Source organism: uncultured Oribacterium sp., from assembly GCF_902481605.1.
In the GTDB taxonomy this organism is placed as follows: Bacteria; Bacillota; Clostridia; order Lachnospirales; family Lachnospiraceae; genus Oribacterium; species Oribacterium sinus.
The window spans coordinates 14,733-41,540 of record NZ_CABSXI010000017.1 but is presented as its reverse complement, the minus strand read 5'-3'; the positions used below and the strand labels follow the sequence as shown (position 1 = coordinate 41,540).

Genomic DNA, 26,808 nt, shown 5'->3' with positions numbered 1-26,808 from the left:
AGCTCAGTCGGTAGAGCACGCGGCTGTTAACCGCGGTGTCGTTGGTTCGAGTCCATCTGGAGGCGTTTCCCATTTCTCTTCGCTAAGACAAGAGAATGTGTGGCGAAGTAGCCAAGTGGTAAGGCGTGGGTCTGCAACACCCTGATCACCGGTTCAAATCCGGTCTTCGCCTTTCGCTCTACTATAGAGTTATGGCGCCATGGTCAAGCGGTTAAGACACCACCCTTTCACGGTGGTATCACGAGTTCGATTCTCGTTGGCGTCACGGTATCCCAAGATGTTCTTGGGATTTTTTTGTATATAAATTTATTGTGGATTTCAAATAGTTTATGTTCATATATTTATATTCATATATTTGTATTCATAATAATCAGATGTTATATAGAAATTTGGAGGAATTATGGAGCCCTTATCTTCTACAGAAATATTGCGTTTTTATCAGGCAAGAAATCAGGGATGCTTATCTTTGGAACCTCATGTACTTTTATTTGATGAAATTGACTCCACCAATACGGAATGTAAAAGAAGAATTCAAAAGCTTCCCTATGAAGAAGATATTTTTTCCCATATTTTGGAAGGTACCGTTTTTCTTAGCGATTATCAAACTGCCGGACGGGGTAGGATGGGTAAATCCTTTCTTTCTCCCAAGGGCTCTGGCCTGTATTTCAGTATCTTGACCAAGCCAAGGGGAGAAAACAAGAACCCATTGGTTCTAACCTGTCATGCAGCTGTTGCGGTAAAACGTGCCGTGAAGGAGGTTTTTGATATAGAGCTTTCCATTAAGTGGGTGAATGACCTGTTTTATAAAGGAAAAAAGCTTGTGGGAATCTTAGCTGAAGGACAGCTTAGCGATTCTTTTTCTTTAGCCTATTGTATTATGGGTATCGGGATTAATCTTTTTCTTCCGGAATCCGGATTTCCCCAGGAGCTTTCCGGCATTGCCGGAACATTGTTTGATTATCATGAGAAAAAGAAGGAAACTATAAACCGAAATCAGTTTCTTGCTTCTATCCTGTTTCACTATTTTTCTCTATTAGATCAGGACAAGGTGGAAGAAGAGTATAGGAAGGAAAATATCTTATTAACTAAGGATATCCTCTTCACGGAAAACCATCAGGAATATCGAGGAAGGGTAGAGGCGATTTTAGAGGACGGTTCTCTTTCCGTGCGTTGCCAAGAGGACAGCATGAAGATTGTTTCTTCCGGAGAAGTAAAGGAGAAATTCCTTTAAAGTATTTTAAAGAGGAAAATCTTTTAAAGTATTTTGAAGAGGAAATTCCTTTTTTACATAAAATATAGAAGTAATAAAGGTAAGTTAAATCTTGGGCTTAGTTCCTCATAGATTGTTCTGCATTTTCATGTTAAAATATGCAAGATTCTAAGGAAAAATGTTTTTTGCAAAGGGGTTATAGATTAGGTATGAAGGATCATAGAAAGAAAAGAAGAAGTGAGCAGCATGTGGAGGAGGAAGCCAATTTTATCGGGGATATTCTGAAGCTGCTTTTCGCCTTATCCCTGGCCATTGTGGCTATCGTGGTTTGCTTTTTGTTTTTCAAGAATATTGCAGGCTTTTCTTTACCGAATTTAAAGGCGACGGAAGCTGCCTCAGAGAGCAGTAAGGAAGCGGTTTTGATTACGGAAGCCGCCAAAGAGAGCAAGAAGAAAGAAACGGAAGCCAGGACGGAAAAGACTACGGAAGAAAGCTCGGAGGAAGAAACATCGACCAAATCCGAGGAAAGCAATAAGGAGAGTACCAAGGAATCTACGAAGGAATCCGGAAAAGATTCCGCCTCCAAAGAGGAAAGCAGTTCCTCCGGTAAGGGCAACAAGGAAAGCATCGGGGAATCTCCCACCTTGGAGAGTCAAAGCGGTAAAAAGAGCAGTACGGCAGCAACGAAGGAATCTACGGTCGGTCAGAAAAGCAGTAAGAGTCATAGCTCTGATGATGCGGTAGTGGGAGAAGGACCCAAGTCTGCGGATGATAGCGGAGACAATCAGGGCCCGGGCCAGCCTTAGGAGAATGAGGAGCAATGATATACTATATCTGCGGAAAATCCGCTGTAGGAAAGGATAGCATTTTCCAAGAGCTGGTGAAAAGAAGCGACTTAAAAAGGATTATTCCTTATACCACCAGGCCTATGCGCCCCATGGAAAAGGAGGGGGAGGAATATCATTTTCTTTTGGAAGAGGAGTTTTTAAAGCTTCTTTCAGAGGGGAAAATGATGGAAAGCCGCAGCTATGATACTGCCTTTGGACTTTGGTATTACGGTACGGCTTATGAGGAAGATTTTCGGGAGAAAGGCAAGGGTTTTCTCTGCATCGGAACCTTGGAAAGCTACAACAGTATTAAAGATTATCTGGGACAGGAATTTATTCAGCCTGTTTATATTGAGCTGGAGGATGAGCTTCGCCTAAGTCGAGCCAAGGCTCGGGAGCAGGGGAATGATCCCAAGGCTCTGGAGGAGCTGGAAAGACGTTTTCAGGCGGATAATAAGGATTTTTCGGAGGAAAAGCTTCGGGAAGCCGGCATTAAGAAACGCTATCACAATCTTGATTTTGACAAATGTGTGGAAGAAATTCTGGCGGATATAAAATCGGGGACGGAAAGAGGGCTGTAGCGGGTCATCCGATTGTGATAAGAAGAGAACAGGAAGAGGAAAAGGCAAGGAATGAAGGGGATTTCCATACCGGATCATCGAATCCATCATGCTTATCTTGTGATTGGGCAGGAAGAGGACTTGCTTCGTCAGATGGCGAAGGACTTTGTGGTACGGCTTTTTCATAAAAGTAAGAAGGAAGAACCGGAAAAGCAGTTCAGCCTTCCCCTGGAAGAAGAAAGCACAGAGGACCGGCCGGATTTTTATAGTGAAAAGGAAGAGTCGGAGGACAGTCTGAGTCTTCGCATTGAAAAGGAAGAGCATCCGGATCTGATTTTTGTGGATTATCAGGAGAAGGAAAACGGAGAGAAGAAATCCAGCATTTCCATTGATCAGATTCGTCAGGAAGTGAAGGGGACGGTGGACATTTCCCCGAAGGAAGGGCAGTACAAGGTCTACGTGCTTTGCCACAGCGATAAGATGACGGTGGAGGCCCAAAATGCCCTTTTAAAAACCCTGGAGGAAGCTCCGGAGCATGTTATCATGATTCTCCTTTGCGAAAATGAAAACAAGCTTTTAGACACCGTTTTGAGCCGTGTGGTTCGAGTCTATGTGGGGGATATGCCCATAGAAAAGCAGTGGAAATTGCTACAGGAAATTCCGGCTCTTCGTGCCTTACCCGCCTTTTTAAAGGAGATTGCCCATAAGAAGCAGGAGGAAATGCAGAAATACGCGGAGGAGCTGGGACAGCTGGACGGGCAAGAGCTCTACTGTTTTCTTGATATTATTTTACGGGATGTGTTATGCTATAAAAGCACGAAAGACCATCATTTGCTTTATGGGCAGAGTGCCAGAGAGAGCATTACGGCCATGGCGGAAAAATATTCCTATTGGACACTGGGGCAGTGGGGAGAATATATAGAACGCTATAAAGAAGGACGGGCGGTAAATGTTGCCCAAAACTATCAGATTTTAGATTTCTTTTTGTTTTTATCCAATACATAATTATAGAAAAGCCATAAAGAAAGCCAAAAAAGCCATAAAGAAAGGGTTATAGATGACAGAGGTAATTGGAATAAAGTTTCGAACCGCGGGAAAGGTATATTATTTCGCTCCCAAGGGCATAAGCTTTACGAGGGGAGAGTTTGCCGTGGTGGAAACCTCCAGAGGCGTGGAATACGGAGAAGTTTTGATGGCCAATAAGGAGCTTCCGGAGGAAAAGATTGTGATGCCTCTTAAGGAAATTCTCAGAAAGGCCACAGAGGAGGACCGGAAGCAGTACGAAGTAAATCATGAGAAGGAAAGGGAAGCTTTTCAGATTTGCCGGAAGAAGATTCAAGAGCATGGGCTGGAAATGAAGCTGATTGACGTGGAATATACCTTTGACCGGGGAAAGGCATTGTTCTATTTTACCGCGGACGGCAGGGTGGATTTCCGTGCGTTGGTGAAGGATTTGGCAGCGATTTTTCGTACCAGAATCGAACTTCGACAGGTGGGGGTAAGAGACGAGACCAAGCTTCTGGGAGGCTACGGCTCCTGCGGTCGGCCTCTGTGCTGTCACAGCTATCTTCCGGAGTTTGTTCCGGTGTCCATCAAGATGGCAAAGGAGCAGGGCCTATCCTTAAACCCCAGCAGTATCTCCGGGGTCTGCGGTCGTTTGATGTGTTGTTTGAAAAATGAAGAAGAGGTTTATGAGTTCTTAAACTCCAAGCTGCCGGCGGTGGGAGACTATGCCACCACCAAGGAGGGCTTAAAGGGAGAGGTGGTTTCCGTTTCCGTCTTAAACCAGAAGGTAAAGCTGATTGTAAACTTGGAAAAGGAAGATGAGAAGGAGCTTCGGGAGTATGAGGTTTCGGAACTGAAGTTTAAGCCAAGACGGAGAAAAGACGAAGCCTAAGTATGGTTTTCATAGGGAAATAGGATAAAGAGGACAGAAAGCCCGGCTTTGAAACGAATACAGGACTTATAAGGAAAAGAGCAGAGATTTGTTCATGGAAAGAATAGATGATTTACAATGCAAGGGCTACCGGATTATTCAGGATTCGGAAGCCTTTTGTTATGGAACGGATGCGGTGCTTTTGGCGAATTTTGCAAAGCAGGGAGTAAAGAGAGGAAGAGTCTTCGATCTCTGTACCGGAAACGGAATTGTGCCCTTGCTTTTGGCGGCAAAAACAGAGGCGAAAAGCATTTACGGAATCGAAATTCAAAGGGAGGCGGTGGAGCTTGCCAGAAGATCCGTAGCCTTAAATGAAGAGGAGCGAATCCATATCCTGGAGGGAGACCTTTGCAAAATCCAAGAGCAAAGGACGGCAGAGGGGAAAAGCCTGGCTTCTTCCTTTATGGTGGTGACCGCAAATCCTCCCTATATGCAGGGAGACCTGCAAAATCCGCTGGAAAAGAAAAATATTGCAAGACATGAGGTGAGCTGTAGCTTTACGGATGTTTCAGAGGCGGCAAGATATTTACTGGCCCCTAAGGGGAAGTTTTATCTTGTGCATCGGCCGAAACGAATGGCGGAGATTATCAGCATTTTACGGGAAAAGGGTCTGGAGCCGAAAAGATTGCAGATGGTGCACTCCTTTGTGGAGGGAGAGGCAAAGCTTTTCCTTTTGGAAGCGGTACGGGGAGCCTCTGTAGAGCTTCGGATTTTACCGCCATTGATACTGTATCGGGAAAAGGGAGTCTATACGAAGGAGCTACTGGAGATTTACGGAGTGGGGGCATCATAAGATCATGGAGGGAATGCTTCGGAAAAAGCCGGCTCAGAAAGCTCCATCTTTCCGCCGTATTTCTCCCATTAATTAATCAGGGCAGTAGGAGAAAAATAAATAGAGAAAGGGCTAAAACCTTATCCGTATACGGATATTATCCGAATATGGAGTCTAGGCAGAGGCCCTTTCTTTTGTTATGGTAAGGCTAAGACCGGTCAACGTTGTTGCTTTGGAGAGAGTCTACAGAGAAGTCTTTCTCAAGAATGAAAAATTTCAAAAGAAAGGAGGAATTTTATCGTTTTTTCACAAGCTTTTTTGCATTCTGTGGTAAAATGTCCCAAGTAGTAAGCAGTTCCTGAAAGGAAGGACAAATATGGCATTGGATGCGAAAAAATTGGTATTTGAGCCAATACGGGTGGAGGACTCCGTCCGTATTGCTCCTTATTTTTATCGAAGACCGAACAAAACCTGTGATAGTTGCGCTTTGGACAGCTACCTCTGGGCGGAATATTGTGACACCCGTATTGCAGAGTGGGAGGACAAGGCTCTTTTTATTCTGATGGAGAAGGACGGAGAGCAGTATACCGCCACGCCCTACTGTGACGAAGAGGATTTGCCTCAGTATTTTGATTTGATTAAGGACTACTTTAACCAGGTTTTAAAGAAGCCTTTAAAGATTTATTTGGCGGATGAAGAGGCAGTAAAGTACCTGCATTTGGAAGAGGATCCCCGCTTTATCGTACGGGAAGAGGAGGATTACAAGGACTACCTCTATGATGCGGAGGAGCTACGAACCCTGCCGGGAAAGCGTTTTCATAAGAAGAAGAATCTGGTCAACAAGTTCAAGAGAGAATATGAGGGCCGTTGGGAATATAGAAGTATTCGCTGTTTGGAAAAGCAGGCAGTTTGGGATTTCTTAGATCGTTGGTACACCCATCGGGTCAAGGAAGAGGGAAACGGAGAGGAAACCCTGGAATACGAAATCAAGGGAATTCACGAGGTTTTACAGAATTGCTTTGCTATAGACCATTACATCGGAGGTATTTTTATAGACGGAAAGCTGGAGGCTTTCTCCATCGGAGCCTATAATCCCAGAGAGGAAATGGCCAGCATCTCTATTGAAAAGGGTAATCCCAATGTCCCCGGAATTTATCAGGTGATTAATCAGGAATTTCTGCTTCATGAATTCCCCCAGGCAAAGCTGGTAAACCGGGAGGATGATATGGGGCTGCAAGGTCTTCGGAAGGCAAAGGAAAGCTATAATCCCATCGGCTTTGCCAGAAAATACATGGTATTGCAGAAGGATTTCCAGGGCTATGAGAAGTATCTTACGGATAAATACGAGAAGGACGTAGAAGAGTATGAGTAGAAGAATTCTTCTTCTCCGAACGGAGGCGGAACAGGAAAGAACGAAGGCCTTGTATCGGGAGATTTTCCCGGAGGATTCGGAAGCCTTTGTGGACTACTATTATCGTAAAAGACCGAAGAGAATCCTTGCCATGGAGGAAGAGGGAGAGATTGTGGGCATGCTTCATATCAACCCTTTCAGGATGTCCTTCTTTAAAAAGGAGCTTACGGCAAGCTACCTCTATGCCATCGGTACCAAGAAAGAAAAGAGAAAGCAGGGGATTATGGGAGAGCTGCTTCGCCGTGCCTTTTCTCTTTTAGAGGAGGAGGGAGAGCCCTTTTGCTTCCTGATTCCCGTGGCGGAAAGCATTTACAGCCCCTACGGCTTTCGGACTATAGGAAAGCTTAGCCTGGAAGAAAAGCCTTTGGAAGAAATCGAGAAGTCTGCACTTTATGCCCTTCCCACCAAGGAACTTTTAGAAAGACGGGCAGAGGAAGCGGCCCTCTCCGATGAGGAGGATGAACTGCCGGAGGATCCGGTGGTGATGCTGAAAATATTGAACCCGGAGGCCTTTCGAAAGTTCAGCGGCTATACAGACGATACGGAAGATGCTCTTTTGCAGAGACTGGCAAAGGAGAGGATTTATATTATTGACGTGGACTAATTTTAATGCTTGCAATCAGTAGAGAACTTTGCTATCATTGTTAGCTGTATCACTATTCCTTGCTTTTCCAAAAGGAAAGGCCAGAGACCAAAAGGAGGTAAAAGCGAATGAACAAGTATGAGTTATGCGTTGTTCTCAGTGCGAAGCTCGATGATGAGGAGAGAGCAGCAGCCATTGAAAAGATTAAGGGATTTATCACCCGTTACAATGGTACTGTTGTAGAGCCTATCGAAGAGTGGGGTAAGAAGAGACTGGCTTATGAAATTCAGCACATGAAAGAAGCCTACTACTATTTCATCCCGTTCACAGGAGATGCAAACACTCCTAACGAGCTCGAGGACCAGGTTCGTATTATGGAACCGGTAATCCGCTATCTTGTGGTTAAGCCAGAAGAAGAAACAGCTAAGACAAAGAAGCATGAGCCTGCAGCAGAAGCAGTAGCTGAATAAGCAAGCGGAAAGCGAGTAAAACATGAACAGAGTTATCCTGATGGGTAGATTGGTAAGAGATCCGGAAATTCGGTATTCCCAGGGTGAGAACAGCATGGCCATTGCAAGATATACTCTTGCCGTGGACAGAAGAGGCCGCAGAAACCAAAACGATGGACAGCCTACAGCAGATTTTATCCGTTGTGTGTCCTTCGGACAGAGAGCAGAATTTGCAGAGAAGTATATGCATCAAGGTATGCGTATGTTGGTATCCGGCAGTATTCAGACAGGCAGTTATCAGAACAAAGACGGACAAACCGTATATACCACAGACATTATTGTGGATGACCAGGAGTTTGCAGACAGCAAAGGACAGGGAGGCAATACTTCCTATTCCCGTTCTTCCGGCCCCTATGTAGGCGGTGGAGAAGAGGATCTTGGAGAAGGATTTATGAATATACCTGATGGGGTAGAGGACGAGGGACTCCCCTTCACTTAGGTAGGGAAGGTTTCCTCAGGATGAAGAGCAGCTAAGCTGCAATATAGAAGGAGGAAAGCCATGGCATTTCAGAAGTCAGATAAGAGTAGTTCAGCAAGACCAAGAAGAGCCGGCGCAGGCTTCCGCAGCAGAAAGAAAGTTTGTGGATTCTGCGGAGATAAGGTAAAGCCGGTAGATTATAAGGATGTAGGAACATTAAGAAAGTATATCTCTGAGAGAGGAAAGATCCTTCCCAGAAGAATTACAGGTTCTTGTGCATTACATCAGAGAGCAATCACTACCGCTATCAAGCGTGCAAGACACATTGCTCTGTTACCATACCAGGTAGATTAATGAGAACAGCTCCACGAAAGTGGGGCTGTTTTTTTGTTTATCCCAATTACTCTTTAGGGATATTGTTATTATTGTTAAGCTGCTGAATTGCACTCTCGGGCTCAAAAAATACTTTTTTAAATTTTTCATAATAGTCCATATCGTAAAAAAATCCCTTATAAAAGAATACAATTAATTTTTGTTTTTGATACAAAGCAAATCCATCACCTAAGTCAATGACCAGTACCTCTCCATTAATGATTTTTTTAAGGAATATCTCTAACCACTCAGATGAAGAATTCTGTGTTTCCTTCTGTTGTTTTTGAGTCCTCTTAAATAGATGTAATAATATGATTATTTTTAACCAAGCACCCCAGAAATAACCTATTATAATATTAGAGAAGCAAATAAAAAACAATAATTTAGTATACCAAGTTATCTTAAATTCGCTTATAGCAAACCAGATAAGAAATAAAAAGCAAAAGTAAATTATATTCAAGAATTGGTAGAATAGAAAATGAGGGTTGGCTTTTCCGGCACGAAAACAAAAGTTTCGAAAGCCTCTGGTAAAGTAAACTTTCTCTCTTTCAGCTGCAGTTAACATTGCTTTTCCTCCTACCCTTAGCATAAATTCTGAATCAGTATATTTAGGCAAAATGTTGCCGCGAATCTTTCTTTTGCATCCCGCTTGCTCTTCTATTTTACGAGATATTTTATCGTGATTTTATGGAAGGAACAATTAGTATTCTTTTTCGGAATACAAGATATTTCCTATTGTAGTTGAAAATGATTTAGTGCTATAGTTTAGCGGTAAATGAGGAAAGAATGGAGGCAAGTTTATGTCCTATGTAAGTGAGGTTTATCAGGCACTGGAGAAGAAGCATTCCAATGAGGCAGAATTTTTAGAGGCAGCGAAGAGAATTTTAGAGTCTTTGGAGCCTATTGTGGCAGCCAATGAGGAGCTTTACCGGAAAAATGCTTTACTGGAGCGTTTTGTAGAGCCGGAAAGAATTATTAGTTTTAGAGTGCCTTGGACAGATGACCAGGGAAAGCACCATATCAATATCGGTTATCGTGTGCAGTTTAACTCTGCTATCGGACCTTACAAGGGAGGACTCCGTTTTCACCCAAGCGTAAATCAGTCTATTCTGAAGTTCCTGGGCTTTGAACAGATTTTAAAGAACTCCCTGACCGGCCTTCCCATCGGTGGCGGTAAGGGTGGTGCGGACTTTGATCCTAAGGGCAAGTCCGATGCGGAGGTTATGCGCTTCTGCCAAAGCTTTATCACAGAGCTGTATAAGTACATCGGAGCTAACGAAGACGTTCCTGCCGGTGATATCGGTGTAGGCGGAAGAGAAGTGGCTTATATGTACGGACAGTACAAGAGAATCACCAATTTGTACGAGGGTGTACTTACCGGAAAGGGAAGAACCTTCGGAGGCTCTCTGGCTCGTCCGGAGGCTACAGGATACGGTTTGGTCTACATTGTGGATGAGATGTTAAAGTCCGTAGGAAAGGAAATCAAGGGAAAGACCATTGTGGTTTCCGGTTCCGGTAATGTTGCTCAGTATGCCATCCAGAAGGCACAGAGCCTTGGGGGTAAGGTAGTAACCTGCTCCGATTCCGGCGGATATGTGTATGATCCGGAAGGCATCAAGCTGGATGTGCTTTTCGACATTAAGCAGGTGAAGAGAGGCAGAATTTCCGAGTATGCCGACCGTGTTGCGGGAGCGACCTACCATGCAGGAGAGCGTCCCTGGGGTGTAAAGTGCGATGTGGCTTTACCCTGCGCAACCCAGAACGAGTTAAATGGAGAAGAGGCGAAGACCTTAATCAAGAACGGTTGCTTCTGCGTTGCAGAGGGAGCAAATATGCCTTCCGATGAGCAGGCTGTGGATGTATTCCTGGAGAATCACTTCCTTTACATGCCCGGTAAGGCAGCCAATGCCGGCGGTGTTGCCGTTTCCGCATTGGAGATGAGCCAGAACTCTCAGAGACTTTCCTGGAGCTTTGAAGAAGTGGATGAGAAGCTTAAGGGAATTATGCAAAACATTTTCAAGAGCGTATCCGAGGCGGCAAAGCGCTACGGCCATGAAGGAAACTTCGAGGTTGGAGCCAATGTAGCCGGCTTTGAGAAGGTAGCTGAGGCTATGCTGGCACAGGGCTTGGTATAAGAGAGAAGTAAGGGCGAGAGAACCGATTTAGGGTGAAGGGCTTGGCTATAGGCAAAAACTATAGCTAAGTCCTGTTTTTTTATATTTGCCTAAGGAAACGTTTTTACGCTATACTATATCCACTTCAAAGACTCTCATTAGGGGGAGTCTAAGGAATGACAAGAAAAGCATTTTTGTAAAGGAAAATAAAAAGTAAGGAGAAAAAAGCATGCAAACATCAGTAATCGGTTTCCCAAGAGTGGGAGCATTAAGAGAACTAAAGTTTACAACAGAGAAGTTTTTTAAGGGATTGGTTTCCGAGCAGGAGCTACAGGAGCTTGCAAAGGATATTCGAAAGAAGCAGTGGTTAAAGATGCAGCAGGAGGAAGTGGATTTCATCCCTTCCAATGATTTCTCTTTTTACGATAACTTTTTAGATACAGCAGTGCTTTTTAACATCATTCCGGATCGTTACAGAGAATTGTCCTTAAGTCCCTTGGAGCAGTACTTTGCTATGGCAAGAGGCTATAAGGGAGAGGCCGGAGACGTGAAGGCTTTGGCAATGAAGAAGTGGTTCAATACCAACTACCATTACATGGTGGCGGAAATCTCCGATAAGGATGTGATTTCCCTTGTGGGTGACAAGCCCTTCCAGGAGTATGAGGAGGCAAAGGCTTTAGGGGTTGAGACTAAGCCTGTAGTTATCGGACCATTTACCTTATTAAAGTTGCTTCGTTATACAGAGAAGAAGACCGAGAAGGATTTCCTGGAGCAGGCAGTTTCCGCTTATAAGGCTTATGTGGAGAGATTCGTTTCTCTTGGTGCCAAGTGGATTGCCTTTGATGAGGCGTACCTGGTAAGAGATTTAGAGAAGGAAGACTTGGAGCTTTTTACTGCTTTATATCAGGGAATTCTTTCTGTAAAGGGCAGCACAAGGGTTATATTACAGACATATTTTGGCGATGTAAGAGATGCCTATGAAAGCATTTTGGCACTCCCCTTTGACGGCGTAGGTCTTGACTTCTTAGAGGGTAAGGAGACCAGGGCACTTGTAGCTAAGGGATTCCCCAAGGACAAGCTTCTTTTCGCCGGTTTGGTAAACGGAAAGAATATCTGGAGAAACCATTACGAGAAGACCGTGCAGGAGGTAAAGGATTTAGAGGCTAAGGGCATTTCCGTAGTACTAAGTACTTCTTGCTCCTTACTGCATGTTCCTTACACCTTAGTAGGAGAGAATAAGCTTTCCGAGGAAGTAAAGAGTCATTTCAGCTTTGCTATCGAGAAGCTGGAAGAGCTTTTGGATTTAAAGGAGCTTCTTAGCGGTAAGGCTAAGCCGGAGGTTTTAGAGGCCAATAAGGCGCTCTTTGCAACAGCAAGACCGAACAGTGAAGACAAGTCGGTAAAGGATCGTTGTGCAGCTATTACCGATGCGGACTACACCAGACTTCCTGTATTTGAAGAGAGAGAAAAGCTTCAGAAGGAAGAGTTTAAGCTTCCCCTCTTCCCCACCACAACCATTGGTTCCTTCCCACAGAGTGCGGATGTTCGTGCCAACAGAACTGCCTTTAAGAAGGGGGAGAAGACCAAGGAAGAGTACATTGCATTTAACCAGAAGAAGATTGCAGAGTGGGTAAAGATTCAGGAAGATTTGGATCTGGATGTACTGGTGCACGGTGAGTTTGAAAGAAACGACATGGTGGAGTACTTCGGAGAGCTCTTAAGCGGATTCTTATTCACCGAGAAGGCTTGGGTACAGTCCTATGGAACTCGTTGCGTAAAGCCGCCAATTATCTGGGGTGATGTACGTAGACTTTCCGCTATGACAGTGGAATGGTCCACCTATGCACAGAGCTTAACCAAGCGTCCCATGAAGGGAATGCTGACAGGACCTGTAACCATCTTAAACTGGTCCTTCCCAAGAGAGGATATCAGCATTGCGGAGAGCACAAAGCAGATCGCCTTGGCCATCCGTGATGAGGTATTGGATTTAGAGAAGAATGGTATCAAGATCATTCAGGTAGACGAAGCGGCTTTAAGAGAGAAGTTACCTCTTCGTAAGTCTGACTGGTACAGTGAGTATCTGGATTGGGCTATTCCCGCCTTCCGTTTGGTACACAGCGGATGTCAGGCAGGCACTCAGATTCACACCCATATGTGCTACAGTGAGTTTACCGATATTATTAAAGCGATTGACAACATGGATGCGGACGTTATTTCCTTCGAGGCTTCCCGTTCCGATTTACAGATTTTGGACTCCTTAAGAGAGAACCATTTCCGTACAGAGGTAGGACCCGGAGTTTATGACATCCACTCCCCCAGAGTGCCCTCCGTTCAGGAAATTAGAGAAGCATTGGCAAAGATGCTGAAGAAGATTGAAAAAGAGAAACTGTGGGTAAATCCGGACTGCGGATTGAAGACTAGAGCAAGCGAGGAGACCTTGGCAAGTTTAGCAAATCTTGTCCAGGCGGCAAAGGAATTGAGAAATGAGTATTGTTGATTTATTTCAAGAAAAAACAGTGTTTTCCTTCGAGGTGTTTCCACCTCGGAGGAACTCACCGGTTGAAACCATATATGACACTTTGGATGAGCTTCGGGATTTAAAACCGGATTTCATTTCGGTGACATACGGGGCAGGGGGCGGAAAGAATAACCAAAGCACCATCCCTATTGCAGAGCACATTAAGAAGGTCTGCGAAGTGCCCAGTGTGGTTCATTTTCCTTGTATAAATTTAACAAAGCAGGATGTATTAGAAAAGATTGAAGAGTTGAAGACTGCCGGAATCAAGAATATCCTGGCTCTCAGAGGAGATATTCCGGAGGGAGAGGAGAATAGAGGAGATTTCCGTTACGCTTCCGACCTGATTGCCTTTTTGAAGGAGCACGGAAACTTCCATATTTCCGCAGCCTGCTATCCGGAGGGACATATCGAGAGCGCGGATAGAGTAGAGGACATTCGTTACTTAAAGAACAAGGTGGATGCGGGAGCGGAGCACCTGATTTCCCAGCTTTTCTTTGAAAATAAGCAGTTCTACATTTTTCAGGAGCGTTGCGCTTTGGCCGGAATTGATGTTCCCATTGAAGCGGGAATTATGCCGGTCATCAACAAGCGTCAGGTCTTAAAGATGGCCAGTCTTTGCGGGGTAAAGGTTCCAAAGAAGTTTCAGAATATTTTGGACAAGTATGAGGATAACCCCATTGCCATGAGAGATGCGGGCATTGCCTATGCGGTGGATCAGATCGTGGATCTGGTGACTCACGGCGTGGACGGTGTGCATCTTTACACCATGAACAATCCTTACATTGCCAGAAAGATTTATAAGGCAACCCATAGCCTTTTTGAGTCTACTCAGAAGGGCAACCCGGGCGGTTCCAGCGCTTCCGCATAGAGAGGGTAGGGAAGCTTTGAAAATGGCGTTTTTCAAAAAGCATTAAAATAGCAGTAAAATGAGCTTTCATGTGGCATAGGATGGAAAAGGGGAAGGTATCATACCCCGCTTTCCGACCTGTACCGCATGGCTTTTTTTATTCTCGCCTGTTTTCAAGACCATTTAGGGAGGATGCGGGCATTCGGCTTTGATTCGGACATGGGGTATGGTTTTAGACCTTCCCCGGTAGCTATTGCAAGACAGTAGCCTTTGTTGTAAGATATGGAGATGGTTTCAGAGAGGTCAGGAAAGAGGAAGGCTAATGCATAAGTTTCTACGATCCATTGGGTTTTCTGCATTGCAGGAAGACAAGGATGCAGAGTTTTATTTACAAAGGGCAGTACATGAAAAATATCGCAGCAGCTTTGTCTCCTATGGAAATGGACAGGTGGTGGAGCAGTATCAGCTTCCGGTAGCTCCCTCTATGGGCATTACTGTGGTTGGTCACAGAGATGCAGAGGGGATTTTTCACAGGGACTATTATTTCCCTTACATGCGTTCCTACGAAGGAGTGGAAACGGTGGAGGGAAGCATTGAGCGCCACGCGGAAAAGGAAACCTATGCCGGCGTGATGGAGGATTTTACCTCAGGGATTACCCTGATTTATTATCTTTGCAATTCTCTGGAAGCCCATCAGCTGAAACGGATGCAGATTAAGGCGGTGCCCAAGCAGGTCTATCTGACCGGACTTTCCGTGGAAGGAAAGATTCTTCTTCCTATAGAGAAGAAGGCGGAGGATGAGTGGGTAAAGCGACAGCACTTTGTGGAGCAGATGAAGCTTTTCGAGGCGGCTAAGGCAGGAGACCAGGATGCTTTGGAAACCCTGACAGAGACCGATATGAATCTGATGTCCGAGGTGAATCAGAGAATTGAAAAGGAAGACCTGTACAGCTTGGTGGAGTCCACCTTTATGCCTACCGGGGTGGAGTGCGACCAGTATTCCATTTTGGGAGAGATTGTGAATATTCGGGTGAAGAGTAACGTCTATACCCATGAAAATATCCTGGATTTAAAAGTAAGATGTATGGACGCGGTATTTCGCGTTTGCATCAATGAAAAAGATCTTTTGGGAGTCCCCGCCATTGGCCGCCGTTTTAAGGGCAATGTGTGGATGCAGGGAGAAGTGGAGTTTTTGGAGCAAAGCTCTAATTCCTAAGATTGTTTGAAAGATAGATATAGGAAATAGTAAGCGAGACAATAAAAGACCATGAAAGACAGAGAAGATATTCTTGCCCACGTGGAAGATATTTGGCGAAAAGCAGAAGAGCGCGGTATAGTGCGAAACAGTCCCTTTTTATCGGAAAGAGAAAGGGGACTTTTTTTAGAGAAAATCAAAAGGGAAAGAGGGGCTAAGTTTCTGCTTTTGGGAGGAGAAGAGGCGGAACGGCAGGCCTTTTTCTTTTACCCAAGTTTTATGGAGGAGGAAGAGTGCAGGGAGCTTCTCTTGGAAGACAATCCTGTAGTGCTTTTGGAAATTCAGGGAAAGCAGAAAAAATTTTCCGAAGAATTGTCCCATAGAGATGTACTGGGAGCCATTATGAGTCTTGGGATAGAACGGGAAATGCTGGGAGACATCTTCTTTCGGGATGAGAAAAGCTATGTGTATCTGCTTCGGAAAATGAAGGACTATCTCTTGGAGAATTTGCAGCAGATTCGGCATACCAGTGTAGAAATCAAAGAGTGTGAGGAAGCCTTTGTCCCTAAGCAGGAAAGAATAGAGGAGCAGATCTTTGCCGCCTCCGAACGACTGGACGGTATCGTTTCCGCGGTATTCCACCTTTCCAGAGGAAAGGCACAGGAATACTTTGCCAAAGAACTGGTGTATAAGGACGGTTTGGCGGCGAAGGGCAGCAGCAGTCTAAAGGGGGGAGAAAAGATTTCCGTAAGAGGGCTGGGGAAGTTCCATTACCTTGGCCTTGAGAAAAACACCAAAAAGGGGAGAATGGTTTTACGGATCCTGCGATATGGATAGAGGAACTGTAACCATCGAAGGCGTTCGCTCCAATGCAGTATAAGCATGGAATCGGGCACGCTCCTGCTAAGCTCGCTCTCTTCGAAGCGAGGAACTGTAACCATTGAAGAGACAAGCTCCGATGTATAATATGTCTGTATTTGGGGCACGCTCCCGCTAACCTCGCCCCTGCGAAGGGAAGGACTGTATACATCGAAGGCGTTCGCTCCAATGCAGTATAGACATGGAATCGGGCACGCTCCCGCTAACTTCGCCTTCGCAGCGGTACTAACTTCAAGCTTCGCTTTAGCTTGCTTTCAGTAAGTACCGGCGGGCTCAGATTGCCCTCTTCCATGCCTATACTGCATCAGTCGCTACAATTCATTGATTGTTACAGTCCTTCTCTTCGCAGGTTTTCGCAAGTATCGGGCTCGGATTGCTCTCTTACAGACCTATTATACATCATCGCTTCATCTTATTGGTTTCTACAGTTCTTCGCTTCGCAAGTTTGCAAGTATCGGGTTCAGGTTGTCCCCTCTCTAAGGCCTATAGGGTAAATATTGCTCCCTATTATTTGTTTACACTAAAAAATACTTTTCATTACCGAAAACTGTACGACATTCGTGTGTTTGTTTGACTTGTTTTCTCCTCGTCTATCCATATCGAAAGATACTTAAACAGAGAACCTTTGGAGTTTTGCGTACAAGGCCTCCGGTAGGCGGAGTTCCATTTGTATTCCCTCCTCCTCGTAGGATAGGGAGAGAATTTTCCCTTCTTTTCGGATGCTGTTTTCCCAAGCTGCTTCGCTGTAGGGGAGTAGGATGGACAGGGGGCGAAGATTGGCGGAGGCTTTCTCGCTTACCGCTTCCATAAGTTCAGAAATTCCAATTCCCTCTTTAACGGAAATGTAGAGCTTTTCTCCCCTCTTCTTGGGAAGCTCCGACAGGGGAAGAACCTTGTCGCATTTGTTCATTACATAGAGCATGGGGATATGACTTGCTTCCAGTTTTTTTAAGGTTGCTAGGGTGCTGTCCATGTGTTTTTGATAATTGGGGTCGGAATAGTCTACCACCTGTAAAATCAAATCCGCTTCAATGGCCTCTTCCAGAGTGCTGTGGAAGGCATCCAAAAGCTTGGGAGGCAGGTCTCGAATAAAACCTACCGTATCGGCAAAAAGGAATTCCTCTCCCCGTTCCCCCTTCACATGACGAATGGTGGTATCCAGAGTGGCAAAAAGCATATCCTTTTCTTCCACCTTTTCCTTCTGACCTTCCTTACTCCAATCTAAAATGGCATTCATAAGACTGGACTTTCCCGCATTGGTGTAGCCCACCAGAGCAATTCTTGGAATATTGGATTTCTCTCTTTTCTGCCGTTTTACCCGGCGCACCTCTTCCTGCTTCTTGCATTCTCTTCTGAGAAAAGCCATTTCCTCCTGAATCTTTCGCTTGTCCAGCTCAATCTTCTTTTCTCCTGCACCACGGTTGGAAAGACCGGCACCGCCGCTTCCGCCCTGGCGAGAGAGATTTTCCCGAAGTCCAACAAGCCTGGGCAGCATATATTGAAGGGTGGCATACTGCACCTGCATCTTCGCTTCCTTGCTTCTGGCCCGTTCCGCAAAGATTTGTAAAATCACCTGAGTTCTGTCCAAAACCTCCACAGAAAGAGCCTTGGACAGGTTATGGAGCTGGGAGGGGGAGAGGGCATTTTGGAAAATGACCAGATCCGCCTCATGAAAGAGTACGGCGGATCTTACTTCCTCCACTTTTCCGGAGCCGATAAAGGTAGCACTGTCCTCTCTGGCTAAGCTTTGGCTGATGCTGGTGCAGCATTCAATGGACAAGGCCTGACAAAGGCCGAAAAGTTCCTCCATGTCCAGAGCAAAGTCTCTGTTCTCCGGAAATTCCACACCCACCAGAACCGCTTTTTTGTTTTGAATTTGATTACTTTGCATAAAACTCCTTTATCCTTATCCCATATATCATTCAAATATAAAGGGATATAAATCAATGTTATGTATTTGCCCCGTGCTATAGGTCTGGAAGGTGGGGCGTCTGAGCCCGATACTTGCGAAAACCTGCGGAGAGAAGAACTGTATCAATCAATGAATTGAAGCGACAGATGCAGTATAGGCATGAAAGAGGGGCAATCTGAGCCCGCCGGTACTTGCGAAAAACAAGGGTACCGAAGTTTTTCGCTTAGTATCCGCTGCGAAGGCGAAGTTAGCGAGAGCGTGCCCGATTTCATGCCTATACTGCATTGGAGCGAATATCTTCAATGGTTACAGTTCCTCGCTTCGAAGGATACCCCCAATTCCTTCCCCTCTTCTTGAAAAACCATGCCAGAGGCAGGAAGGGCAGCAGCAGGAGCAGGAAGAATCGTAGAATCCGAAAGGCGGTGTCCTGAAAAAATTCTTCCGGCATAATGTTAATCATACGGCTTAGAGCCGGATCAAAGCTCCAGTTCCCCTGAGAGAAGAAGAGCAGATGAAACTGCGTAAAGGCTTGGTCAAAGTTCTGACTGGCATAGAGGAAGAAGAGCAGTAAGATTGCCAAGAAACCCGCCATGCAGTAGAGAAAGCCTTTTCCCAGAATGGCAAGAGCCCTTCCGTGCTCTAAAATCACAAGAAGAAAGACGATGGCCAAGAGTGAGAGGAAGAACATCATGCGCAGGGTGAGGCTTAGGGTAAACAAAACCCGTACATCCGCCATGTGAGAGGCTTCGTCCTCCTGATAAAAGTTTTGCTCCACACCATTTACTGAAACGGGGATAATGAGATTCTCCCGATCTCCCCGAAGGTAGCGAAGGGTCTCTCCCATAACCTTTTCCAGATCCGATAGGGGGATGGACTCTCCCCGATTTTCCAGCAAAGCTTCTTGAACTTGGTATTTTTGAAATTCCTGTCTATAATAAGAAGGATTTCCGTAGCAGGCCAGTTCAAAGCCTGAGACGAAGAGGATAAAGACCAGAAAGAGGGAAAAAAGCAGGCAGGCGACAGGATAGAATATATGTTTTAAATGGGATTTCATGATTTCCTTTCTTTTGTTCTTTGGTGTAAAATGTGTAAGGCTAAAAATTTGATTTTCAAATATTTTCCATATTTTTTTAGTATAACACGAAGCGAGTAAGTAAAGGAGGGAAAAATGGCTAAGGACAATAAAACCAATGTATGCCGTCTTTTGGATAAGGCAAAAATTCCTTATGTAGAGCAGGAGTATCCGGTGGATGAGGAGGACTTGTCCGGGGCTCATGTGGCTTCCGTATTAGGCTTTCCCCCGGAAATTATTTATAAAACCCTGGTCTTAAAGGGGGATAAAACAGGCTACTTCGTGGCAGTGATTCCGGTGCTGGAGGAAGTGGACTTAAAGAAAGCGGCGAAGGTCTCCCAAAACAAGAAGGCGGAAATGATTCCCATGAAGGATCTTCAGCCTTTGACCGGATATATTCGGGGAGGCTGTAGCCCCATCGGCATGAAAAAGCATTTTCCCACCTACTTTCAGAAGCAGGGGGAGGAGCTGGAAAGAATCTATGTTTCCGCCGGTAAGAGAGGGCTGCAAATCGGCCTGTCTCCAAAGGACTTATGTGCCTTTGTATCCGGAAGCTTTGAGGATTTGATTCGTGGAGGAGAAGAGTAAGATGAAGGTATCGATTTTGAATTTGGTTCCCCTGAGGCAGGGAGAAAGCTATAAAGAGGCCATGGATCGGATGGTGAATCTGGCGAAGAAGGCGGAGGAGCTGGGATATACCCGTTACTGGATTGCAGAGCACCATAACACCCATTCCGTAGCCAGCAGTGCCACCCAGCTTTTGATCCAGTATGCCTTAAGCAATACGGAAAAAATCAGAATCGGTTCCGGAGGGGTGATGCTGCCGAACCATAGCCCCTATCTGGTGGCGGAGCAGTACGGCACCTTGGAAACCCTCTATCCGGGCAGGGTGGACTTGGGGCTTGGTCGTGCTCCGGGAACGGATTTGGAAACAGCCAGAGCCATCCGAAGAGGTGTGGGAAGAGAGTCGGATTTTGAGCGAGAGCTGATGGAGCTTTCGGAGTATTTCCGGGACACGGAGGTGGTGCATGCCTACCCGGCAGCAGGGCTTAACATTCCCCTGTATATTTTGGGTTCCAGTACCGACAGTGCCTATCTTGCGGCAAGGCTGGGACTTCCCTATTCCTTTGCAGCCCACTTCGCCCCAACCATGATGGAGACTGCCATTCGGATTTATCAGGAGAATTTCAAACCTTCCGATGTGCTGGAAAAGCCCTATGTGATTTTAGGGGCAAATGCGATTCTTGCGGATACGAAGGAGGAGGCGGAGTCTTTGGCTACTACCCAGTGGCAGGCATTCTTAAATATCATCACCAACCAGTCTCAGGGCTTACTCCCTCCGGTGCAGTCCATGGAAGAGGTCTGGAAGGACTATGTGGAGGCGGTAAGAGTGCCCCACTTCGGCCCGGTGGCATTTACCGAGGAGCTGATTCATCAGGAAAAGAGAATCGTGGAGCGGATGGGCGCCTTTTCCTTTATCGGCACCAAGGAAGAGGTTCAGGCGAAAATGTGGGAAGTGCAGGAGAGAGTGCATTTTGACGAGCTGATTGTTAACTCCTACATTTACGAAGAGAAGGCTCAGCACTATTCCTACCAGCTCTTAAAGGAGGCCCTGGAGGAGCTTTAAGAGATATTTTAGAAAGATTTTCTTTTCCGGCATTGTTTTCGAAAAGGAAATACAGTAGTCTGATGAGAAAGAAGTCTTGCATAAAGAAGCATAGTACTTAATGCTTTTTGCGAAAAGACTTCATCACGAAAGAATAATAGGAGGAAAATACAATGGCAAAGGTAAAGTTTTTTTATGTAAATGGTTGTCCTTACTGCGCACAGGCAAGAAAGGCCAGAGAGGAATTGATTTCGGAGAATCCTGCTTACGGAAAGGTGGAGTTCGAGGAGATTGACGAGGGCTTACACCCTGAAATTGCAGAACAATATGATTACTGGGCAACTCCCGCTATGTTTGTGGCAGAGGAGAAGATTTATGAGTCCCATATCGGAGAGAAGTTTGAAGAAGCCAAGGAAAATGTAAAGAAGGTATTGGAGAAGGCTTTAGCAACAGCTTAATACAAAAATTAGCTTTCAAAATCCCGGAAGAAGGAATTTTGGAAGCTATTTTTCTTAGAGGGAAGGAAAGGCTATGGAAGGAATCAGAGAAGGGAATCAAATCAGGGGGAAGCACTTTCGTTTTACGGTGCTGACAGAAAGACTGCTGCGCCTGGAATACAGTGAAAAGGATTGCTTTGTGGATGGGGAGAGCCAGATGGTGGTGAACCGCAGCTTTTCTCCGGCAGAATTCCATTGGGAAGAGGGCAAGCAGGGAGAAGGCATCCTCCGCACCAAATATCTGCGATTGATTTATAAGGGTGGAGCCTTCAGCAGTGAAAATCTTCGGATTTTCGTCAGCGGAGATGCGGGAAACACCTCGGCCCTTTGGCATTACGGGGATAAGATTGAGAGCTTAAAGGGTACGGCCAGAACATTGGACGGCATAGACGGTGCCCTGCCACTTGGAGAAGGAATCGTTTCCCGGCAGCTTTTCTCCGTTTTGGATGACAGTAAAAGCATGCTTTATCATGAGGATAAGTTCTTTGTTCGAGAGGATCCTGAGGCAATCGACCTGTATTTCTTCGCCTACGGCACGGACTATAAGACGGCGTTAAAGGATTTCTTCCATTTGACCGGAGATGTTCCTCTGCTTCCCCGTTATACCTTGGGGAACTGGTGGAGCCGTTACTTTGTCTATTCCGAGGAAAGCTATCTGGAGCTGATGGACCGTTTTCAGGAGGAAAATATTCCCTTCCAGGTGGCGGTAATTGATATGGACTGGCATATCACCAAGGTGCCGGAGAAATACGGTACCGGCTGGACCGGCTATAGCTGGAACAGGGAGCTTTTCCCTGACCCTCCCCGTTTCCTAAAGGCTTTGAAGGACAGAGGCATGGCCTGTACCTTAAATGTTCATCCTGCGGACGGCGTCCGGGCTTTTGAGGATTGCTACCCTGCCTTTGCGGAATTTATGGGCGTGAATCAAAAGGAAGAAGAGCCGGTGCTTTTCGACCTTTTGGATGAGAAGTTTAGAGAAGGATATTTTCGCTTTGTGCATCACCCGATGGAAAAGGACGGAGTGGATTTTTGGTGGATTGACTGGCAGCAGGGAGAGAATTCCGGCATGAAGGGCCTGGATCCTCTTTGGATGCTGAATCATTATCATTATGAGGATAATAAGGGGGAAAATGGAGAGAAGCGCGGCTTGATTCTTTCCCGCTATGCCGGTCCCGGCTCCCATCGTTATCCCATCGGCTTCTCCGGAGATACGGTGATTTCCTGGGAAAGCTTGGATTTCCAGCCCTATTTTACCGCCACAGCCAGCAATATCGGCTACGGCTGGTGGAGTCATGACATCGGGGGACATATGTGGGGAGTGCGGGATGATTCCCTCTTTACCCGTTGGGTACAGCTTGGAGTCTTTTCTCCCATTATGCGCTTGCACAGTACCAACAATGCCTTTAACGGAAAGGAGCCCTGGAAATACAGCAGAGATGCGGAGGCGGTTTCCAAGAATTTCCTTCGTTTGAGAAAGGCACTTGTGCCTTATCTTTACACCATGAACTATCTTGCTCATGTGGAAAGACGTCCTTTGATTTTGCCGCTGTACTACGAGGAGAAACCCTGGGACGGACTGTACGATTATAAAAATGAGTATTACTTCGGAACGGAGCTGCTTTGTGCCCCCATTACGGAAAAGGAGGATCCTGTCAGTGGCTTAGGAAAAGTGAAGGCATGGCTTCCGGAGGGACGCTGGGTAGATTTCTTTACCGGAGAAAAGCTTACGGGAGGAAGAGAACTGGAGCTGTACCGCAGCCTGGAAAGCATTCCGGTTCTTGCTAAAGAGGGTACTATTCTTCCTCTGGACGGTAGAGAAGAGGGCAATGCAGTGGATGCGCCGGAGCTTATGGAGCTTCATATCTTCTCCGGGGCAGACGGAAGCTTCTGTCTGGCGGAGGACGAGCATGAGTTTGCCGACTTCCGTAAAGAAGATTGGGCATTTACCAGATTTTCCCTTCGACATGAAAGTAAGGGCGGTTCCGTGGAGGAGGTACTGCACATTTCCCCGGTGGAGGGAAATGAAAATGCCCTTCCCAAAGAGAGACTCTTCCTTCTGCACCTAAGAGGGGTTTCCTTTTTAGAAGGCTTAAGCCTGACCTACGGGGATTCGGAGCTTCCGGTAGAAGTAGGAGATTATCTGGAAGAGGAGGATGCTTTGCTCCTTTCCCTTCCTGCCTGGGACGGAAAGGAAGGCATTTGTCTTCGCTATAGCTATGATCGGGAAAAGAGAGAGGCGCAGGAGAATAAGCTCTTACAGGACAGAGCCTTTACGCTTCTACAGAATGCCCAGATTTCCTATGACGAAAAGACAAGGATTTATGCTTGCCTGGAGGAATTGGGAAAGAAGAGCAGGGCGGAGATTTTGGGAGCAGTACACTCCCGCTGTACCTCGGAATCCCTACGAGGAGCCCTTGTGGAATTGCTTTCCGCAAGCGGAGTATAAGATTTAGGGGCTGTAAAATAGTTTTCCAAGCAATATAGGTCTGAAACGGGGTACGCTCTCGCTAGCTTAATCCTGTGTATTGAAGGACTGTATTTATTATAAAGATGCGCTCTAATGCAGTATAGGTCTATAATCGGGGCACGCTCCCGCTAACCTCGCCTTCGCAGCGGTACTAACTTCAAGCTTCGCTTTGCTCGCTTTCAGTAAGTACCGGCGGGCTCAGATTACCCCTCTTATAGACCTATACTGCATTATTCGCTTCACTTATTGATTTTTCAGGTCTTCAATTTGCAGGATTTCGCAAGTATCGGGCTCAGACTACCCCATATTCAGACCTATATTGCCGAAAATCCTTACTATTTTGATTTTACAGCCCCTCTTTTTTTATATAAAAATGCTGCCATTCCAGAGGAAAAGAATGTCGAAGATAAAGAAGCGGACTTGTTTGAAATATACAAAAATAACGAAGTATTTTGTGCAGAAGCACAAAATGAGGGAGCTTGTAAAAAAGCTCCAAACTTATAGGGTAATACTATAAATAGAAAGTGGAAGAAAAACCGGACTTTCCATGGGAAGCCAAGGGTAAGCAGGAAAAAATGGTGAGAAATCGATGTTTTCGTAGAGAATTAAGGAAAATACAGGGGGGAAGAAGCCGGATAATTCCGAGGAAATCCCTTGGACAAATCTTGCTTTTCTATAAGAGAGACCGTATAATATGGAGAATAACAATTTTTTGTCAATCTAAAAAATATTTAGATTCCAAAAACAAGAGCCTTATTGATTGTTTTGATTTTTCACCAGTATTGCCTGCATAGCCTGCGGTATTATGCGATAGAGATGAAAAGCCGGAAAGGAGTTTCCCATGAGAGAACTCAAAACAACAGAAGCAGTGGGAAAAACCCTCTGCCAGGATATTACCCAGATTATTAAGGGAGAGAAGAAGGGACCTGTTTTTCGAAAGGGTCATATAATTCGGGAGGAGGATATTCCCGTGCTTCTTTCTGTGGGAAAGGACCACATTTACATCTGGGAAGAGGGGGAGGACACTCTTCATGAGAATGATGCGGCAGCCATGCTCTATGAAATGGGACGGAGTGAAAATATGCATCCCTCTGAGGTGAAGGAAGGGAAAATCGAGTTTATCGCCGACTGCGACGGGATGCTGAAGATTCAATCGGAGAAGCTTTTTGCTCTGAATTCCTTCGGGCAAATGATGATGGCCACCAAGAAGAATCACAGCTTTATCAAAAAGGGAGAGGTCTTTGCCGGCACCAGAATTATCCCCCTTTCCATAGAACGGAAGAAGATGGAGGAAGTGAAGAAGATTGCGCCGGAGGGGGGCATTTTACAGCTTTTTCCCTTTGAAAAGAAGAAGGTGGGACTTATCAGCACCGGAAATGAAGTTTTTTACAAAAGAATCCAAGATACCTTTACCCCGGTGGTACGGGAGAAGCTTTCCCCCTATCCGGTGGAAATTATTGGTCATGTGACCTGCCCGGATGATGTGGAGCAGGAGAAAGAGGCGATTCAGGATTTCCTGAGACAGGGGGCGGATTTGGTCATCTGCATGGGCGGAATGTCCGTAGACCCGGATGACCGTACCCCATTGGCAATTCGCCTATCCACGGAAGAGGTGGTAAGCTACGGAGCGCCGGTACTGCCCGGTTCCATGTTTATGCTGGCCTATGCCAAGGGGAAGGTACCGGTATTAGGGCTTCCCGGCAGTATTATGTTTTGCCCCACCACGGTTTTTGACCTGGTATTACCGAGAATCATGGCAGGGGACATTGTGAAGAAGGAAGAAATTGACGCCCTGGGAGAGGGCGGTTTGCTATAAGACAGTTTGGCTATAAAACGAATTATCTATAAGAGGTTTCGCGATAGGACATTTCGCGATAGGACGTTTAGCAATAAGACGTTTTGCCAGGAAAGAAGGTTAGGCAGATGGAGAAAGCAAGAAAAGAAATCATCAGGGAGATTGCCGGGCTGAATTCTCAGGAGGAAAATGTATTGTTTCACTCCTTGGCGGAAGACAGCCTAGGGGAATTGGCCTTGTTTTCTTCCGGAAAATGCCTAAGCCACAGCCCGAAATTCCCCTTTTTTGCCTCGGAGAAGGATAGAGAGGAATGTTTTTGGGTCAATCGTAAAGAGGGGATTTTTTCTCTGGGAGAGGGAAAATTCTTTGCGGAAACCCTGGCTTCAGAGAAAAAGCTTATCATTTGCGGGGCGGGACATGTGGCCATTGCCACCATTCGTCTTGGAAAAATGCTGGGATTTTCCGTGACTTGTATTGAGGATAGACCTCTTTTTGCCAAGGAAGCGGAAAAGGCAGGGGCAGACAGGGTGATTTGTGAGGACTTTGCCAAGGCCTTGGATAGTCTGGAAGGAGACTGGGACAGTTACTTTGTGATTCTGACCAGAGGTCATGTGCATGATCAGATCTGCCTTCGAAGAATTCTGGAACAGCCCAAGGCCTATATGGGCATGATGGGCTCCAGAAGAAGAGTGGCTATGATTAAGAAGAATCTTTTGGAAGAGGGATTTTCTCAGGAGCTTCTGGATTCTCTCCATAGTCCCATCGGTTTGAAAATCGGAGCGGAAAGTCCGGAGGAAATTGCCCTTTCCATTATGGCGGAGATTGTAGGGGTGAAGAGCGCCGGCAAAAATACCATCGGCTACAGTGAGGAAATACTGGATGCGGTGGAAAAGGAAGAGAAGCTGGTACTGGCCACCATTATCGAAAGAAAGGGCTCCGCTCCCCGTTCGGTAGGAACGAAGATGTCCATTAATCCCCTGGGAGAGATTACCGGCACCATAGGAGGGGGCTGTGCAGAGGCGGAGGTGATTCAGAAAAGCCGGGAGCTTTTTCTGGAAAATGCACCGGAGGGTCTACTGTATCACGTGGATTTGACGGATGACGCCGCCGCGGAAGAGGGAATGGTTTGCGGTGGAATCTTAGAGATACTTTTGGAGAGATATTAGAAGTATCGGAATCGATTGTAAAAGTCGATATTCATAGAGAATATTAGGCGTGTGGATATCCATAGGAGGGATATCCACTGAGTCGATAGATTCTCCAGGTCTATTTATATAGAAATAATTCATTAAGAGGAAATTGAAATAG

26 protein-coding genes and 3 tRNA genes are annotated in these 26,808 nt (G+C 45.8%); 26 read left to right on the top strand and 3 right to left on the bottom strand.

The genetic code is table 11. The annotated features are described in order from the left end of the window. The 14 genes from RDQ32_RS04795 (at position 1) to rpsR (ending at position 8,580) form a co-directional block, all read left to right on the top strand. Positions 1–62: transfer RNA gene (locus tag RDQ32_RS04795), tRNA-Asn, on the top strand. A gap of 39 nt (positions 63–101) precedes the next feature. Further along, positions 102–172: transfer RNA gene (locus RDQ32_RS04790), tRNA-Cys, on the top strand. 21 nt (positions 173–193) lie between these two features. Next, positions 194–265, top strand: a tRNA-Glu gene (locus RDQ32_RS04785). Positions 266–400: 135 nt separating this feature from the next. Continuing rightward, positions 401–1,231 (top strand): biotin--[acetyl-CoA-carboxylase] ligase, encoded by an 831-nt coding sequence (locus RDQ32_RS04780; protein ID WP_308579311.1) that lies wholly within the window; start codon positions 401–403, stop codon positions 1,229–1,231. A gap of 188 nt (positions 1,232–1,419) precedes the next feature. Then, a complete protein-coding gene (locus tag RDQ32_RS04775; RefSeq protein WP_308579310.1) occupies positions 1,420–2,016 on the top strand; it encodes a hypothetical protein in 597 nt (198 codons plus the stop codon). 14 nt (positions 2,017–2,030) lie between these two features. Next, positions 2,031–2,618: a guanylate kinase gene (locus tag RDQ32_RS04770; RefSeq protein ID WP_308579309.1), complete on the top strand. Its 588-nt coding sequence runs from the start codon at positions 2,031–2,033 to the stop codon at positions 2,616–2,618. A gap of 51 nt (positions 2,619–2,669) precedes the next feature. Beyond that, a complete protein-coding gene (locus RDQ32_RS04765) occupies positions 2,670–3,602 on the top strand; it encodes a hypothetical protein (protein ID WP_308579308.1) in 933 nt (310 codons plus the stop codon). Positions 3,603–3,654: 52 nt separating this feature from the next. Then, positions 3,655–4,494: a stage 0 sporulation family protein gene (locus RDQ32_RS04760; protein ID WP_007157536.1), complete on the top strand. Its 840-nt coding sequence runs from the start codon at positions 3,655–3,657 to the stop codon at positions 4,492–4,494. A gap of 94 nt (positions 4,495–4,588) precedes the next feature. After that, complete coding sequence (locus RDQ32_RS04755; RefSeq protein ID WP_308579307.1) at positions 4,589–5,326, top strand: tRNA1(Val) (adenine(37)-N6)-methyltransferase; 738 nt, start codon at positions 4,589–4,591, stop codon at positions 5,324–5,326. A gap of 355 nt (positions 5,327–5,681) precedes the next feature. Beyond that, complete coding sequence (locus tag RDQ32_RS04750; RefSeq protein WP_308579306.1) at positions 5,682–6,677, top strand: phosphatidylglycerol lysyltransferase domain-containing protein; 996 nt, start codon at positions 5,682–5,684, stop codon at positions 6,675–6,677. Then, the gene (locus tag RDQ32_RS04745) at positions 6,670–7,320 is read left to right on the top strand and encodes a GNAT family N-acetyltransferase (RefSeq protein WP_308579305.1); all 651 of its coding nucleotides are present in this window, start codon (positions 6,670–6,672) and stop codon (positions 7,318–7,320) included. Before RDQ32_RS04750 ends, RDQ32_RS04745 begins: the two co-directional genes overlap by 8 nt. A gap of 107 nt (positions 7,321–7,427) precedes the next feature. Beyond that, positions 7,428–7,769: a 30S ribosomal protein S6 gene (rpsF, locus tag RDQ32_RS04740; protein ID WP_007157531.1), complete on the top strand. Its 342-nt coding sequence runs from the start codon at positions 7,428–7,430 to the stop codon at positions 7,767–7,769. A gap of 22 nt (positions 7,770–7,791) precedes the next feature. Further along, positions 7,792–8,247, top strand: a complete 456-nt coding sequence (locus RDQ32_RS04735) for a single-stranded DNA-binding protein (protein ID WP_007157530.1) — start codon at positions 7,792–7,794, stop codon at positions 8,245–8,247. Positions 8,248–8,307: 60 nt separating this feature from the next. After that, the gene (rpsR, locus tag RDQ32_RS04730; protein WP_308579304.1) at positions 8,308–8,580 is read left to right on the top strand and encodes a 30S ribosomal protein S18; all 273 of its coding nucleotides are present in this window, start codon (positions 8,308–8,310) and stop codon (positions 8,578–8,580) included. 46 nt (positions 8,581–8,626) lie between these two features. Here the strand turns inward: rpsR and RDQ32_RS04725 are convergent, their stop codons facing one another. After that, on the bottom strand, positions 8,627–9,163 hold the full coding sequence (locus RDQ32_RS04725; RefSeq protein WP_308579303.1) for a hypothetical protein: 537 nt from the start codon (positions 9,161–9,163) through the stop codon (positions 8,627–8,629). A 235-nt stretch (positions 9,164–9,398) separates the two neighbouring features. Here RDQ32_RS04725 and gdhA point away from each other — a divergent pair, with 235 nt between their 5' ends. From gdhA to RDQ32_RS04700, 5 genes are all read left to right on the top strand, one after another. After that, a complete protein-coding gene (gdhA, locus tag RDQ32_RS04720; protein WP_007157527.1) occupies positions 9,399–10,733 on the top strand; it encodes an NADP-specific glutamate dehydrogenase in 1,335 nt (444 codons plus the stop codon). A 208-nt stretch (positions 10,734–10,941) separates the two neighbouring features. Next, positions 10,942–13,209 (top strand): 5-methyltetrahydropteroyltriglutamate--homocysteine S-methyltransferase, encoded by a 2,268-nt coding sequence (gene metE / locus RDQ32_RS04715; protein WP_308579302.1) that lies wholly within the window; start codon positions 10,942–10,944, stop codon positions 13,207–13,209. Then, positions 13,196–14,098: a methylenetetrahydrofolate reductase [NAD(P)H] gene (metF, locus tag RDQ32_RS04710; RefSeq protein WP_308579301.1), complete on the top strand. Its 903-nt coding sequence runs from the start codon at positions 13,196–13,198 to the stop codon at positions 14,096–14,098. Before metE ends, metF begins: the two co-directional genes overlap by 14 nt. A 301-nt stretch (positions 14,099–14,399) precedes the next feature. Continuing rightward, on the top strand, positions 14,400–15,293 hold the full coding sequence (locus RDQ32_RS04705; RefSeq protein ID WP_304072371.1) for a DUF3881 family protein: 894 nt from the start codon (positions 14,400–14,402) through the stop codon (positions 15,291–15,293). Positions 15,294–15,344: 51 nt separating this feature from the next. Further along, the gene (locus tag RDQ32_RS04700) at positions 15,345–16,109 is read left to right on the top strand and encodes a YlmH/Sll1252 family protein (protein ID WP_007157521.1); all 765 of its coding nucleotides are present in this window, start codon (positions 15,345–15,347) and stop codon (positions 16,107–16,109) included. Between the two features lie 652 nt (positions 16,110–16,761). Here RDQ32_RS04700 and hflX read toward each other — a convergent pair. Together hflX and RDQ32_RS04690 are read right to left on the bottom strand one after the other, a co-directional pair. Further along, positions 16,762–18,042, bottom strand: a complete 1,281-nt coding sequence (gene hflX, locus RDQ32_RS04695; RefSeq protein ID WP_308579300.1) for a GTPase HflX — start codon at positions 18,040–18,042, stop codon at positions 16,762–16,764. A 295-nt stretch (positions 18,043–18,337) separates the two neighbouring features. Further along, complete coding sequence (locus tag RDQ32_RS04690; RefSeq protein ID WP_308579299.1) at positions 18,338–19,117, bottom strand: DUF1461 domain-containing protein; 780 nt, start codon at positions 19,115–19,117, stop codon at positions 18,338–18,340. A gap of 114 nt (positions 19,118–19,231) precedes the next feature. Here RDQ32_RS04690 and ybaK point away from each other — a divergent pair, with 114 nt between their 5' ends. The 7 genes from ybaK to RDQ32_RS04655 all read left to right on the top strand — a co-directional run bounded on the left by ybaK (position 19,232) and on the right by RDQ32_RS04655 (position 26,666). Next, positions 19,232–19,723, top strand: coding sequence for a Cys-tRNA(Pro) deacylase (gene ybaK / locus RDQ32_RS04685; RefSeq protein WP_308579298.1), 492 nt, complete (start codon positions 19,232–19,234; stop codon positions 19,721–19,723). Between the two features lies 1 nt (position 19,724). Next, complete coding sequence (locus tag RDQ32_RS04680) at positions 19,725–20,762, top strand: LLM class flavin-dependent oxidoreductase (RefSeq protein WP_308579297.1); 1,038 nt, start codon at positions 19,725–19,727, stop codon at positions 20,760–20,762. A 152-nt stretch (positions 20,763–20,914) separates the two neighbouring features. Next, entirely contained in the window at positions 20,915–21,199 is a 285-nt protein-coding gene (locus RDQ32_RS04675) for a glutaredoxin (RefSeq protein ID WP_308579296.1), read from the top strand. A 73-nt stretch (positions 21,200–21,272) separates the two neighbouring features. After that, the gene (locus RDQ32_RS04670; RefSeq protein WP_308579295.1) at positions 21,273–23,684 is read left to right on the top strand and encodes a TIM-barrel domain-containing protein; all 2,412 of its coding nucleotides are present in this window, start codon (positions 21,273–21,275) and stop codon (positions 23,682–23,684) included. Between the two features lie 288 nt (positions 23,685–23,972). Then, the gene (locus RDQ32_RS04665) at positions 23,973–24,209 is read left to right on the top strand and encodes a hypothetical protein (RefSeq protein ID WP_308579294.1); all 237 of its coding nucleotides are present in this window, start codon (positions 23,973–23,975) and stop codon (positions 24,207–24,209) included. Between the two features lie 337 nt (positions 24,210–24,546). Continuing rightward, positions 24,547–25,521 (top strand): molybdopterin-binding protein, encoded by a 975-nt coding sequence (locus tag RDQ32_RS04660; protein ID WP_308579293.1) that lies wholly within the window; start codon positions 24,547–24,549, stop codon positions 25,519–25,521. A gap of 107 nt (positions 25,522–25,628) precedes the next feature. After that, complete coding sequence (locus RDQ32_RS04655; protein WP_308579292.1) at positions 25,629–26,666, top strand: XdhC family protein; 1,038 nt, start codon at positions 25,629–25,631, stop codon at positions 26,664–26,666. Positions 26,667–26,808 lie beyond the last annotated feature (142 nt).

Coding starts and splice junctions, on each gene's coding strand:
- RDQ32_RS04780 (WP_308579311.1), top strand. CDS start 401: ATGGAGCCCTTATCTTCTACAGAAATATTGCGTTTTTATCAGGCAAGA.
- RDQ32_RS04775 (WP_308579310.1), top strand. CDS start 1,420: ATGAAGGATCATAGAAAGAAAAGAAGAAGTGAGCAGCATGTGGAGGAG.
- RDQ32_RS04770 (WP_308579309.1), top strand. CDS start 2,031: ATGATATACTATATCTGCGGAAAATCCGCTGTAGGAAAGGATAGCATT.
- RDQ32_RS04765 (WP_308579308.1), top strand. CDS start 2,670: ATGAAGGGGATTTCCATACCGGATCATCGAATCCATCATGCTTATCTT.
- RDQ32_RS04760 (WP_007157536.1), top strand. CDS start 3,655: ATGACAGAGGTAATTGGAATAAAGTTTCGAACCGCGGGAAAGGTATAT.
- RDQ32_RS04755 (WP_308579307.1), top strand. CDS start 4,589: ATGGAAAGAATAGATGATTTACAATGCAAGGGCTACCGGATTATTCAG.
- RDQ32_RS04750 (WP_308579306.1), top strand. CDS start 5,682: ATGGCATTGGATGCGAAAAAATTGGTATTTGAGCCAATACGGGTGGAG.
- RDQ32_RS04745 (WP_308579305.1), top strand. CDS start 6,670: ATGAGTAGAAGAATTCTTCTTCTCCGAACGGAGGCGGAACAGGAAAGA.
- rpsF (WP_007157531.1), top strand. CDS start 7,428: ATGAACAAGTATGAGTTATGCGTTGTTCTCAGTGCGAAGCTCGATGAT.
- RDQ32_RS04735 (WP_007157530.1), top strand. CDS start 7,792: ATGAACAGAGTTATCCTGATGGGTAGATTGGTAAGAGATCCGGAAATT.
- rpsR (WP_308579304.1), top strand. CDS start 8,308: ATGGCATTTCAGAAGTCAGATAAGAGTAGTTCAGCAAGACCAAGAAGA.
- RDQ32_RS04725 (WP_308579303.1), bottom strand. CDS start 9,163: ATGTTAACTGCAGCTGAAAGAGAGAAAGTTTACTTTACCAGAGGCTTT.
- gdhA (WP_007157527.1), top strand. CDS start 9,399: ATGTCCTATGTAAGTGAGGTTTATCAGGCACTGGAGAAGAAGCATTCC.
- metE (WP_308579302.1), top strand. CDS start 10,942: ATGCAAACATCAGTAATCGGTTTCCCAAGAGTGGGAGCATTAAGAGAA.
- metF (WP_308579301.1), top strand. CDS start 13,196: ATGAGTATTGTTGATTTATTTCAAGAAAAAACAGTGTTTTCCTTCGAG.
- RDQ32_RS04705 (WP_304072371.1), top strand. CDS start 14,400: ATGCATAAGTTTCTACGATCCATTGGGTTTTCTGCATTGCAGGAAGAC.
- RDQ32_RS04700 (WP_007157521.1), top strand. CDS start 15,345: ATGAAAGACAGAGAAGATATTCTTGCCCACGTGGAAGATATTTGGCGA.
- hflX (WP_308579300.1), bottom strand. CDS start 18,042: ATGCAAAGTAATCAAATTCAAAACAAAAAAGCGGTTCTGGTGGGTGTG.
- RDQ32_RS04690 (WP_308579299.1), bottom strand. CDS start 19,117: ATGAAATCCCATTTAAAACATATATTCTATCCTGTCGCCTGCCTGCTT.
- ybaK (WP_308579298.1), top strand. CDS start 19,232: ATGGCTAAGGACAATAAAACCAATGTATGCCGTCTTTTGGATAAGGCA.
- RDQ32_RS04680 (WP_308579297.1), top strand. CDS start 19,725: ATGAAGGTATCGATTTTGAATTTGGTTCCCCTGAGGCAGGGAGAAAGC.
- RDQ32_RS04675 (WP_308579296.1), top strand. CDS start 20,915: ATGGCAAAGGTAAAGTTTTTTTATGTAAATGGTTGTCCTTACTGCGCA.
- RDQ32_RS04670 (WP_308579295.1), top strand. CDS start 21,273: ATGGAAGGAATCAGAGAAGGGAATCAAATCAGGGGGAAGCACTTTCGT.
- RDQ32_RS04660 (WP_308579293.1), top strand. CDS start 24,547: ATGAGAGAACTCAAAACAACAGAAGCAGTGGGAAAAACCCTCTGCCAG.
- RDQ32_RS04655 (WP_308579292.1), top strand. CDS start 25,629: ATGGAGAAAGCAAGAAAAGAAATCATCAGGGAGATTGCCGGGCTGAAT.